This window comes from Vogesella fluminis, from assembly GCF_014652335.1.
In the GTDB taxonomy this organism is placed as follows: domain Bacteria; phylum Pseudomonadota; class Gammaproteobacteria; order Burkholderiales; family Chromobacteriaceae; genus Vogesella; species Vogesella fluminis.
Window position 1 is genome coordinate 1 of record NZ_BMYP01000054.1, and the last position, 12,136, is coordinate 12,136.

The following is a 12,136-nucleotide window of genomic DNA, read 5'->3' on the forward strand; positions in this document are numbered from 1 at the left end:
AAACGGCCCTGCGTTTCACTATTCCGCCTTCGGGCAGGCCCAAGTCCGACAGGCTGCTAGCAGTTCATTGCGTAATTGCATGTCAGATTACGCTTGGCTAACAGTTCGCCCATTACAAATCTGCTGCTCTGTACCGTTCACCCTCATCTCTCCTGTAGGGGTAAGAGAATATGTGGGTTTTACAATTTGTAGGCTATTTTGTGGGTTGGAAAAGAAATAAGCCACTGAATTCTTTTAAATTCAATGGCTTATCTAATATTCTGGCGGAAGCGGTGAGATTCGAACTCACGGAAGGCTCGCACCTTCGGCGGTTTTCAAGACCGCTGCCTTAAACCACTCGGCCACGCTTCCTTTGTGCCGCCTAATCTGTGGCAACAACAGGCCGCGATTATATTGATGCCGATGCATTTTGCCAAGATTTTTCCGGTACGCACCGGCTGCTGTTTCATGCGGCGGGCGGCCGCAAAGGCTTGGCATGTCGCCGGCCTGGTTCTAACGCGTCAACTGCCCGGCCAATGCCTCGGCGGCGCGCAGGGCCAGTGCATAGATGGACAGTTGCGGGTTGGCGCCGATGCTGGTCGGGAACATCGCCCCGTCGATCACACTCAGCCCGGCAACCTGCCAGTGCTGCCCCAGATGGTCGATCACGCCCTGGCGTTCGTCGCCGGCCATCGCGGCGCCGCCCATCACGTGGGCGCTGACCACGCGGGTGCGCAGCAGTTGCATCGGCAGCGCCGCAATCATCTGCTGCGCCTGCGACCAACTGCGGGCCAGACCGGCGTTTTCGTGGACCGGCAGCACCGCGCGGGCGCCGGCGGCAAACTGGATTTCTGCCATCTGCAGCAGTGCCCGCCGCGCGGCCTGCCACTCCACGTCGCCCAGCACATAATCCAGTTGCGGTGAGCCATCGCGGCGCAGCCGCACCTGCCCGCCCTGGCTGTCGGCGTGAAAGCCATCGCGCAGCAGCGCGAGGGTGACATTCAGATAGGGCAATTGCCGCATCAGCCGCGCGTGCTCGTCCCCCAGCCCCGGCAGCGTGGCGGCAAAGATCAGCGGATGAATCGGCGGCACTTCCAGCTTGAAGCCAAGCGGCCCGTCCAGTGGTTGGGTGTGCAGGAAATGGTCGCTGTACACGCTTTGCGGTGCACCGTGATAGCCGTCGATACGCTGCGGCATGATGGCGCCGGACAGCAGTACCGGGTGCAGGAAGGTGCGCCGGCCGACCAGCCCGTACGGGTCCGGCAGCTGGCTGCGCAGCAGGATGGCCGGGGTGCCGATGGCGCCGGCGCTGAGTACCACATGGCGGGCACGAACGGTGACCTGTCGGCCGGTGTGGCGTATGCCGGGACCGTCCAGCGCCACGCCGGCGATACCCAGTGCGCGCTTGCCATCGCGGCTGGCCAGTACTTGTGTTACCGCTACGCGTGTCAGCAGGCGGGCGCCATGTCGCAGGGCCGCCGGCAAGGTGCTGACCAGCATCGACTGCTTGGCATTGGTCGGGCAACCGGTGCCGCAATAGCCCAAGTTCCAGCAGCCGCTGACATTGCGACGGATGCGGCCAACCTTGATGCCGAGCTTGTCGCAGCCCTGTGCCAGTACCGCGTTGTTGGCGTTGGGGGCGACCTCCCAGTCACGAATGCCGAGACGCTGTTCCACACGTTCGAACCACGGGCGCAATGCCTCGTCCTGCAGCGGCTGCAGTCCGTACTGCTCGCGCCACCAGCGCAGGGTATCGGGCGGGGTGCGGAAGGAGCTGGTCCAGTTGACGGTGGTACTGCCGCCGACCGTGCGCCCCTGCAGGATGGTGATGCCCTTGTCGGCGGTCTGGCGGTTGGCTGCCTCCTGATACAGCTACTGCCGCCGACCGTGCGCCCCTGCAGGATGGTGATGCCCTTGTCGGCGGTCTGGCGGTTGGCTGCCTCCTGATACAGCTGCGGATAGGCTTCGCTTTCGCGCAGGCGGAAATCGTGGCTGCTTTTCAGCGCGCCCTCTTCCACGATCACCACGTCCAGTCCGGCCTGGCTCAGCACCTCGGCACTGATGCCGCCACCGGCGCCACTGCCGACGATGACCACGTCGCATGTCAGATCCAGATCATGGTCGAGCGTGCCGGCATCGAGCACCTGCCAGCCGCTGGCCAGCCCTTCCTGCCACGGGTCGGGCAAGGCGTTGTTCATCGCAGGAATCCTTGAATGGCGCCCGGCAGCCGGTAACCGATGGTGTGCTGCTGGTCGATATTGCCGTAGTGGGCGGCATATACCAGATTGTGCAGTGCCTGGTAGGCACTGCGCTGCAAGGCAAAGCGGCTGTGCCGCCAGCGTTGCAGGAAGGTGCGGATCTGTTGCGGGCTGGCGTCCTGCCACGACACGGGGATGCCGGCCAGCCAGCGCCGCACCAGCGGCTGTTGCAGCAGGTCGAACAGTTCGCGCACTTCTTGCTGCAGCGGTAGCGGCAGGCTGGCGATGGCCAGCAACACGTTGGCCGCAACGGTGGCCGGCGTGCAAGGTACGCGTTCGCCCAGCAATGCCGGCGCCAGGCGCTGCAGCCACTGCCGGTCCTGCCCGCTGGCGACAAAGCCCGCCGCTGGCTGTGGCCACAGCCAGTAGCCGCCGGCAGTCAGCAATACGCTGCCGGCAATGCCGCAGCCGAGTAATTGGCGTCGATTGAGCTTCATTGGCCGATCATCCAGCGCAGCAGCAGATTGGCGGTATTGCCATACGGTGGCACGGTCAGCCAGGTGCCGCTCAGGCGTGACTGGTACAGCACCGGCTTCAGCTTGGAGAAGGTCAGGAAGCCTTCGTGGCCATGATAGTGGCCCATGCCGGAGGCGCCGACACCGCCAAACGGCAGCGCCGCCTGGGCTACGTGCAGCAAGGTGTCGTTGACGGTGACGCCACCGGCAATGGTGTCGCGCAACAGCCGCTCGATGCGCGCCTTGTCGTGGTCGAACAAGTACATCGCCAGCGGCCGTGGCTGCTGCCGCAACTGTGCGACGGCCTGTTCCAGCGAGTCGTAGCCGATGACGGGCAGCAACGGGCCGAATATTTCTTCCCGCATCACGGCGCTGTCCGGCGGCGCCTGCTCGATCAGGGTCAGCGGCAGCTTGCGCACCGCGGCGAGTTCGTCCGGCGTTTCGCCGGCGGGATTGATGATGGTGAGCACCGCCCCGCCTGCCTGTGCCTGGGCCGCGAGCGCTTGCAGCCTCTGGTAGTGCGGTGCGCTGATGATGGCGCTGTAGTCGGCGTTACCGGCCAGGCTCGGGTAGGCGCGTGTCGCCGCGTCGCGTAGTGCCGCGACCAGCTCGGCCTGTTGCTGGCGTGGTAGCAGCACATAGTCCGGCGCGACGCAGGTCTGCCCCGCGTTCAACAGTTTGCCGGCCACGATGCGGCGGGCAGCGTGCTGCAGGTCGGCGCCGGGGGCGATCAGCACCGGCGACTTGCCGCCCAGCTCCAGCGTCACCGGTACCAGGTTGGCCGCCGCGGCCTGCATCACCTCGCGGCCAACCCTGGTCGAGCCGGTGAACAGCAGATGGTCGAACGGCAGGCTGGCAAAGGCGCGCGCCACGCCAGCGTCGCCAGTCACGACGCGGACCACGTCGTCGCCGAGATAACGGCTCAGCAGCGTGGCCAGCAGCGTGCCGGTGCGCGGCGTCAGCTCCGACATTTTCAGCAGTGCCCGGTTGCCGGCCGCCAGTGCCGCCACCAGCGGCCCCAGCGCCAGGAACAGCGGGTAATTCCACGGCACCATGATGCCGACCACGCCCAGTGGCTGCGGCAGCAGCCGGGCCCGCGCCGGTTGGAACCACAGCGCTACCGGCCGCCGCTGCGGGCGCAACCATGCGGCCAGCTGCCGCCGCGCGTGGCGGATGCCGGCCAGCGTCGGGAATACCTCCGCCAGCCGGGTTTCCACCACGCTGCGATGGCCGAAATCGGCGCTGATGGCGGCCGCCAGCTCGTGCTGGTGCTGCTGCAACAGGCGGGCCAAGGCATCCAGCCACTGGCGGCGTTGTGCCAGCGACGGGTACGGCACAAGGTTGGCCGCATCGCGCAACTGGCTCAGGTGATTGGTGAGGGTGACGGCGGTGTGTGCGGCAAGCTGCATGTGATAAGCTCCATTCTGGTTGCCGTCAAACGACTGTTTAGAGTCTGTACTCTATGCGGTTGTGTTCCATTTGTCACGAGCGAATTGTCATGTTGCTTCCGTTCTTCAATGCCCTGCGCGCCGCCGGGCTGCCGGTATCGCTAAAAGAGCACCTCACCCTGCTGGAGGCGCTGTCGCGGCAGCTGGCGTTTGGCAGTGTCGACGAGTTCTACTATCTGGCGCGCACCATCCTGATCAAGGACGAAAAACATTACGACCGCTTCGATCGGGTATTCGGCCACTGTTTCAACGGCCTGGCGCTGGAGCTGGAAGAGCTGCAGACCGCGATCCCGGAAGACTGGCTGCGTAAGCAGGTGGAGAAATTCCTGTCCGATGAGGAAAAGCGGCAGCTAGAGGCGCTGGGCTGGGACAAGCTGATGCAGACGCTGCGCGAGCGCCTTGCCGAGCAGAAGGAACGGCATCAGGGCGGCAACAAGTGGATCGGTACCGGCGGCACCAGCCCGTTCGGTGCCTATGGCTATCACCCGGAAGGTGTTCGCATCGGGCAGCAGGAATCGCGCCACCGGCGCGCGGTCAAGGTGTGGGACCAGCGTGAATTCCGCAATTTTGACGACCAGGTCGAACTGGGTACGCGCAACATCAAGGTGGCCTTGCGCCGCCTGCGCCAGTTTGCGCGCGAAGGCGCCGCTGAGGTGCTGGATCTGGATGCCACCATCGCCGCGACCGCGCGTAACGCCGGTTTCCTTGACCTGCAAATGGTGCCGGAGCTGCACAATACGGTGAAGCTGCTGGTGCTGTTCGATGTCGGCGGCTCGATGGACGACCACATCCGCGCCTGCGAGGAGCTGTTCTCGGCGGTGCGCAGCGAGTTCAAGCATCTGGAGTATTACTACTTCCACAACTGCGTCTACGAAGGGGTGTGGAAAGACAATGCCCGCCGCCACGGCCGGAAGCTGTCGACCCGGGAGCTGATCCACACCTTTGGCAGCGACTACAAACTGATCTTCGTCGGCGATGCCAGCATGAGCCCGTACGAGATCATCTACCCCGGCGGCAGTGTCGAGCACATGAACGAGGAGTCCGGCGAGGTGTGGTTGCGCCGTCTGCTGGCGCAGTTCAGGCACGCGGTGTGGCTGAATCCGGTGCCGCAGGCGCACTGGGGTTACACCCAATCCATCGGCCTGATCCGGCAGCTGTTGCAGGAGCGCATGTATCCGCTGACGGTGGAAGGCATCGACAGCGCGATGCGCCAGCTACGCCACGGCGTCAGCTAGCATCGCCGCTTGCGGCCAACGTTTTCCCGATGCGCAGCGCCGACATCATGATCCCGTCACGGCCAGGCTGCAGCCTGGCCGTACAAAAAGCGGAAACCGCCATTTGCAAGGAATGCCTATTGCCATGCGCAGATGCCAACCTCTAGACTGCGAGGAATCTTCTTTCTGAAAGGAACACGATTCATGCGACACGGTTTCCTTTCGCCACGCAGGCCACGCCGCTGGACAATGCTGCTGGGCATGCTGGCCGGCCTGTCACCACTGGCCCATGCCGCATGTGCACGGCTGGTAACCTCCGGCAACCCCGAATATCCGCCCTTTCTGTGGCAAGACCCAAAAAACGACAGCCGGCTGATCGGCGCCAATGCCGAGCTGATGCAGCTGGTAGCACGCGAGATCGGCATTCCCATCGAGGTACGCTATGCCGGGCCGTGGGGACGGGTGCAGGAGAGTGCGCGCAACGGCCGCATCGATCTGATCGCCGGCGCCTTCCTGACACAGCCGCGGCTGACCTACCTGCGCTACCTGCAGCCGCCGATCCGCGATACGCAAACCCTGATCTGGACACGGCAGCAGCACCCGCTGCAGTACCAGCGCTGGGAAGACCTGCAGGGGCAGGAAGGCATTACCGTAGTCAACAACAGCTTTGGCCAGGCATTCGACCAGTTTGCTGCGGCCAACCTCAAGTTGCAGCAGGTCGGCAGTGTCAAGAACGCACTGCAGATGCTGGGCCTGGGACGGGCAGATTACCTGATATACGAAGACGCACCGGGCCTTGCCTATGCCGCCAGCCTCAACATCAAGGGCCTGCGCGCATCCACGGTGCCGGTCAGCCGCGAAAAGCTGTACCTGACCGTGGCGCTGGCCTCCGCCTGCAATAACGAGCAACTGGCGGAGCGCCTGTCGCGGGCGATGAAAAAACTCAGCGACGAACGAGTAATGGATGCACTGGTAGAGAAATACCTTCGCATATGGCAGGCACAAAACAGTAGCGAACAACGTCCCGGCTGAAACAGGCCGACAAGTGGCACCGGCCGGCCCGGCATTGCGGCCAACCTTTGCCCGCCTGGCGCCACCGCCGCAAGGCCCGGCTGTACATGCAATACACGCCCGATGGCCCGGCTCCGAGAATACACGCAAAAAAAGCACCGTCTTCCATTTGGAAACGGTGCTTTTTCCTTGGTGCACGGCATTGCCGCTTTGTGCCGGCTCCTGACAGCCGGCACAAGGCAACCATTACCGCCCGGCTCAGGCTTTTACGGTGTCCGCCATATCCTGGTAGTCCTGGATCTGGTTGAAATTGAGGTACTGGTACACCTCGGCGCCGCTCTCGTTGATGATGCCGATATTGGCCTTGTACTCCTCGACGGTCGGGATCTTGCCCAGCTTGGAGCAGATCGCGGCCAGTTCGGCCGAGCCAAGATACACGTTGGTGTTCTTGCCCAGACGGTTCGGGAAGTTACGGGTCGAGGTCGACATCACGGTCGCGCCTTCACGCACCTGCGCCTGATTACCCATGCACAGCGAGCAGCCCGGCATCTCGGTGCGCGCGCCGGCCATGCCAAACACGCCGTAGTGGCCCTCGTTGGTCAGCTGCTGCGCGTCCATCTTGGTCGGCGGCGCCAGCCACAGCTTGACCGGCAGGTCGCGCTTGCCTTCCAGCAGCTTGGACGCCGCGCGGAAGTGGCCGATGTTGGTCATGCAGGAACCGATGAACACTTCGTCAATCTTGGTGCCGGCCACTTCGGACATGAATTTCACGTCGTCAGGGTCGTTCGGGCAGGCGACGATAGGCTCCTTGACGTCAGCGAGGTCAATCTCGATCACGGCGGCGTAGTCGGCATCGGCGTCCGGCTGCAGCAGTTCGCCACCCACGATCCACTCTTCCATCTTCTTGATGCGGCGCTCCAGCGTGCGGGCGTCGGCGTAGCCTTCGGCGATCATGACCTTCATCAGGGTGATGTTGGACTGCATGTACTCGACGATAGGCGCCTTGTTCAGGCGCACGGTGCAGCCGGCGGCGGAGCGCTCGGCGGAGGCGTCGGACAGCTCGAACGCCTGTTCCACTTTTAGATCCGGCAGGCCTTCGATCTCCAGTACCTTGCCGGAGAAAATGTTCTTCTTGCCGGCCTTGGCCACGGTCAAGAGGCCCTGCTTGATCGCGTACAGTGGAATGGCGTTGACCAGGTCACGCAGAGTCACGCCCGGCTGCAGTTCGCCCTTGAAGCGCACCAGCACCGATTCCGGCATGTCCAGCGGCATCACACCGGTGGCGGCGGCAAAGGCAACCAGACCGGAGCCGGCCGGGAACGAGATGCCGATCGGGAAACGGGTGTGCGAGTCGCCACCGGTGCCAACGGTATCCGGCAGCAGCAGGCGGTTCAGCCAGCTGTGGATCACGCCGTCGCCCGGACGCAGCGCCACGCCACCACGAGTGGAGATGAAGGCCGGCAGCTCCTTGTGCATCTTCACGTCCACCGGCTTCGGATAGGCGGCGGTGTGGCAGAAGGACTGCATCACCAGGTCGGCGGAGAAGCCCAGGCAAGCCAGGTCTTTCAGCTCGTCACGGGTCATCGGGCCGGTGGTGTCCTGCGAGCCGACGGTGGTCATCTTCGGTTCACAGTAAGTGCCCGGACGCACGCCCTGGCCTTCCGGCAGGCCACAGGCGCGGCCAACCATTTTCTGTGCCAGCGAGAAGCCCTTGCCGGAATTGGCCGGGTCTTTCGGCAGGCGGAATTCGGTGGAGGCTGGCAGGCCCAGTGCCTCGCGTGCCTTGGCGGTCAGGCCGCGACCGATGATCAGGTTGATACGGCCGCCGGCGCGTACCTCGTCCAGCAGCACATCGGATTTCAGGCTGAATTTTTCGACCAGCTGGCCGTCTTTTTCGATCTTGCCTTCGTACGGGTAGATGTCGATCACGTCGCCCATTTCCAGCTTGGACACGTCGACCTCGATCGGCAGCGAGCCGGAGTCTTCCTGGGTATTGAAGAAGATCGGGGCGATCTTGCCGCCCAGGGTCACGCCGCCAAAGCGCTTGTTCGGCACGAACGGGATATCCTGGCCAGTCGCCCACACCACCGAGTTGGTGGCGGATTTGCGCGAGGAGCCGGTGCCGACCACGTCGCCGACGTAGGCCACCAGGTTGCCTTTTTTCTTCAGGTCCTCGATGAACTGCATCGGGCCGCGTTTGCCGTCTTCTTCCGGCTTGAACGCTGCATCCGGGCGGGTGTTCTTCAGCATCGCCAGGTAGTGCATCGGGATGTCCGGGCGGCTCCAGGCGTCCGGCGCCGGCGACAGGTCGTCGGTGTTGGTTTCGCCCGGCACCTTGAATACGGTGACGGTGATCTTTTGCGCCACTTCCGGACGGCCGGTGAACCACTCGGCATCGGCCCAGCTTTGCAGCACGGCCTTGGCATTGGCGTTGCCGCCTTCGGCCAGCACTTGCACGTCATGGAAGAAGTCGAATACCAGCAGGGTCTTTTTCAGGCCTTCGGCGGCGATGGCGCCAACCTGGGCGTCGCCCAGCAGGTCGATCATCGGCTTGACGTTGTAACCGCCCAGCATGGTGCCCAGCAGTTTGGTCGCGGTTTCGCGCGAAACCAGCGGCGACTTCACGCTGCCTTCGGCGACAGCAGCGAGGAAGGACGCCTTCACCTTGGCGGCATCGTCCACGCCGGGCGGAACGCGGTGGGTGATCAGCTCGACCAGGGTCTCCTCTTCGCCAGCCGGCGGATTCTTCAGGAGTTCAACCAGTTCTTCTACCTGTCTGGCATTCAGCGGCAGCGGCGGAATGCCCAGTGCGGCGCGTTCGGCGGCGTGTTGGCGGTAAGCTTCTAGCATGGCTCGGGACCTTTGTGCTTGGGTTGTTTGCAACAAGTCTGTCGGCAGCGGGTGTCGGCTGCGACAGCCACCCGGGAAACGGTTGTTCTACCCGGCTGTGACTACACGAAGATTACGCCGATGCCTCCATGAGCACAAACGAGTAATCGCAACATTGCCTGTGAGATATAATCACACCATGAATGCCTACCCTCCCCTGAACGCACTGCGTATTTTCGAGACGGCAGCACGGCTGGAAAGCTTTTCTGCTGCGGCCAACGAGCTGCATGTCACCCACGGTGCTGTGAGCAAGCAGATCAAGCAGCTGGAGGACTGGCTGGGGGTGCAACTGTTCGAGCGCACCGGTGGCCGCGTCAAGCTGACCGATACCGGCTGGCGCTATCTGGTGCAGGTGCAGGACGGCCTGGACCTGATCGCCAATGCCACCAGCCAGCTGTTGCAGCCGGATCGCCAGCGCCGGCTGTCGGTCAACTCGACGCCGACCTTTGCCATGTACTGGTTGCTGCCGCGGCTGGCCGATTTCCGCACCCGCCATCCGGACATCGACCTGCACATCGTCACCTCCGATCGCGACATCAGCCGGCTGGACACGCCGTTCGACATCGCCATCCGCCGCGGCCCCGGCGACTGGCCCGGCCACCTCGCCAAGCCCTTCCTGGAAGAGTGGGAGCTGCCGCTGTGCCATCCCGCACTACTTGAAAAGACACCGCTCACCAGCCCGGCCGACCTCGCGCAGCACACCTTGCTGTACGCCGATACGCGGCCAACCGCGTGGCAACGCTGGCTGACCCTGGCGGCGGTACCGGAGCTGAAACCGGCCAGCCGGCTGCATTTTGACCGCTTTTCGCTGGCGTTGCAGGCCGCACTGGGAGGGCTGGGCGTGGTGCTGGGGCCGCTGCCGATGGCGCAGCGCGAGATCGATGCCGGCAGGCTGGTGGCACCGCTGCCGCTGCCGGTCGTGCCAGTACGGGATTACTGCTGGATTGCACCGCGCGCCGCGATTGACGACACCGCCATCAATGCCTTTTGCCAGTGGCTGGAACAGCAGGCAGCCATGCCTGAATAAATATGCCGGTTACCAATTGACAAGCACCGGCGCCAGTCGTCTATGCTGACGCACACTGCATATATGGGTAATGACTATGCTATTCGACATGTGTCACCTGACAGTCTGTCTGGTGGAGCCCTCACGGGCACAGGGGCAGATCATCCAGCGCCATCTGCAGGAATTGGGCGTCAGGCAGATTGATCGCGTCGAAAGCGGCGCCGCGGCGCTGGCGCGTATCCATCAGCTGCCATTACCCGACATCATGATCAGCGCGATGTACTTGCCGGACATGACCGGTGCAGGGCTGGTGATGGCGCTACGTGGCAACAAGCAGGCCCGCGAAATGCCGTTCGTGCTGGTTTCCAGCGAAACCCGGCCGCAGCAACTGGACGCAATCCGCCAGGCCGGTGCAATGGCCATCCTGCCCAAGCCGTTCACCCCGGCGCAACTGGACAAGGCGATCAGCAGTTCGCTCGATTATCTCAATGTCGAAGACACCCGCAGCGAACTGGAGTCGCTGGACCTGTACGCGAAAAAAATACTATTGGTCGACGACAGCGCCGTGTCGCGCAGCTTCATGTGCAGCGTGCTGGAGCGCTTCGGTTTTTGCGAGATCACCGAAACCGACAACGGCCGCAGCGCCGTCGGCCTGCTGGCGGCCGGCAATTATTTCGACCTGATCATCACCGACTACAACATGCCGGAGATGGATGGCCGCGAACTGATCGAGCACATCCGCACCAACAGCCAGCTGGCCTCGGTACCGATCCTGATGGTGTCAGGCGAGCAGGACGAGCAAAGGTTGGCCGCAGTCGAAGAGGCCGGCGTGTCCGCCATCTGCGACAAGCCGTTCGACATCGGCACCCTGAAAAGCCTGATCAGCCAGTTCCTGTAACGCTTATCGAGTGCCCGCCATGCCGGCGGCGGACCCGGCGATCAACGCGGCGGCACCCACACCAGACGCTCCGCACCGCCGGCCGTCTGGCGGCGCCAGTATCCTTCCTTGCCGTACGCTTCGGACTGCACCAAATTACCCTGCCACGACAGCCGGCGCACCGGCAGCTCGCCACGGCGCAAGGCCTCGGCCTGCCTTGCCGGGCTGCTGGCAGCAGCCAGCTGGCAGCGCGGCTGCATCAGCAGTGCCAGATGGTTGAACAGGCTCAGCAATGCCGCGCGCCATGGCTGCACCGCCGCGATGTCCGGCAACTGCAGGCTGTCTCCGCCACGCAAGGTCAACGCCAGCACTTCAGCGTCCTGCCGCCACCAGGCGTTGTTTTCCCGCGCAAAACCGGCAGCCAGCATCAGCACCTGCCACGCGCCCTCCTCGTCACTGTGTACATAGACACCGCAACCATCCGGCAGCGCGATGAAACACGCCGTCAGCGGCAGGATCGGCGCTGGCGGCAATGCCTTGGGTGGGTGCGTCGCCGCCAGCGCGGCATCCAGTGCCGCATCGCACAGCAGCAGTTGGCGGCCGTGACGCACGAAGTGGCCGTACGCCTGGGCCAGCAGCCATTCCGCCTCCTGCCGTGCCGCATCCCGCCCCGTACCGCTGGGAGCCGCCCGCAGCGTGCGTTGCAGCAAGGCATCGCAGTCGGCGACGGCGGTCTTGCCGCCATATTCAAACAGGTGCGCCACCCGCTTGGCCCATGGCCGGCTGGCAGCATAACGAACAGGATGAAACGGAACAGGCACGGGATGGCTCCGGAGAAAAGGCGCGATTGTAGCGGAAAGCCGTACCGGCACGAACCTGCATTGTGATGCCATCTGAAAGCGGGTAAGCTCGTCGTTGCGCTGAAAGTTGCTTGATGCTAGATAGAGTCCACGGAAGTGGTGTAAATGCAGACAGATGGTAGGAGGCCATCGACGAACT

Annotated in this window: 10 protein-coding genes and 1 tRNA gene; 5 read left to right on the plus strand and 6 right to left on the minus strand. The window is 63.8% G+C overall.

Translation table 11 applies throughout. The annotated features are described in order from the left end of the window. Positions 1-261 precede the first annotated feature (261 nt). Together IE083_RS14365 and IE083_RS14370 are read right to left on the minus strand one after the other, a co-directional pair. A tRNA-Ser gene (locus tag IE083_RS14365) sits at positions 262-351 on the minus strand. 141 nt (positions 352-492) lie between these two features. Continuing rightward, positions 493-1,851 (minus strand): GMC family oxidoreductase, encoded by a 1,359-nt coding sequence (locus IE083_RS14370; protein WP_308426748.1) that lies wholly within the window; start codon positions 1,849-1,851, stop codon positions 493-495. 116 nt (positions 1,852-1,967) lie between these two features. On the opposite strand from IE083_RS14370, the gene IE083_RS15885 reads away from it, so the two are divergent. Next, positions 1,968-2,192 carry a hypothetical protein gene (locus IE083_RS15885; RefSeq protein ID WP_229799767.1) on the plus strand — a complete coding sequence of 75 codons (225 nt, stop codon included), beginning with the start codon at positions 1,968-1,970 and terminating at the stop codon, positions 2,190-2,192. Here the strand turns inward: IE083_RS15885 and IE083_RS14375 are convergent. Together IE083_RS14375 and IE083_RS14380 are read right to left on the minus strand one after the other, a co-directional pair. Next, positions 2,174-2,674, minus strand: a complete 501-nt coding sequence (locus tag IE083_RS14375) for a hypothetical protein (RefSeq protein WP_189354701.1) — start codon at positions 2,672-2,674, stop codon at positions 2,174-2,176. The genes IE083_RS15885 and IE083_RS14375 overlap by 19 nt on opposite strands. Next, a complete protein-coding gene (locus tag IE083_RS14380; protein WP_189354703.1) occupies positions 2,671-4,101 on the minus strand; it encodes a coniferyl aldehyde dehydrogenase in 1,431 nt (476 codons plus the stop codon). Before IE083_RS14380 ends, IE083_RS14375 begins: the two co-directional genes overlap by 4 nt. Positions 4,102-4,190: 89 nt before the next feature. Between IE083_RS14380 and IE083_RS14385 the strand changes: the two genes are divergently transcribed. After that, positions 4,191-5,375 (plus strand): vWA domain-containing protein, encoded by a 1,185-nt coding sequence (locus tag IE083_RS14385; RefSeq protein WP_189354705.1) that lies wholly within the window; start codon positions 4,191-4,193, stop codon positions 5,373-5,375. A gap of 183 nt (positions 5,376-5,558) precedes the next feature. Continuing rightward, a complete protein-coding gene (locus tag IE083_RS14390; protein ID WP_189354707.1) occupies positions 5,559-6,386 on the plus strand; it encodes a substrate-binding periplasmic protein in 828 nt (275 codons plus the stop codon). 237 nt (positions 6,387-6,623) lie between these two features. Here the strand turns inward: IE083_RS14390 and acnB are convergent, their stop codons facing one another. Continuing rightward, a complete protein-coding gene (gene acnB / locus IE083_RS14395) occupies positions 6,624-9,215 on the minus strand; it encodes a bifunctional aconitate hydratase 2/2-methylisocitrate dehydratase (RefSeq protein ID WP_189354709.1) in 2,592 nt (863 codons plus the stop codon). A 178-nt stretch (positions 9,216-9,393) separates the two neighbouring features. Here acnB and gcvA point away from each other — a divergent pair, with 178 nt between their 5' ends. Both gcvA and IE083_RS14405 read left to right on the plus strand, forming a co-directional pair. Then, positions 9,394-10,281, plus strand: coding sequence for a transcriptional regulator GcvA (gene gcvA / locus IE083_RS14400; protein ID WP_189354712.1), 888 nt, complete (start codon positions 9,394-9,396; stop codon positions 10,279-10,281). A 70-nt stretch (positions 10,282-10,351) separates the two neighbouring features. Then, complete coding sequence (locus IE083_RS14405; protein WP_229799768.1) at positions 10,352-11,158, plus strand: response regulator; 807 nt, start codon at positions 10,352-10,354, stop codon at positions 11,156-11,158. A 41-nt stretch (positions 11,159-11,199) separates the two neighbouring features. Here the strand turns inward: IE083_RS14405 and IE083_RS14410 are convergent, their stop codons facing one another. Continuing rightward, entirely contained in the window at positions 11,200-11,958 is a 759-nt protein-coding gene (locus IE083_RS14410; protein WP_189354714.1) for a hypothetical protein, read from the minus strand. Positions 11,959-12,136 lie beyond the last annotated feature (178 nt).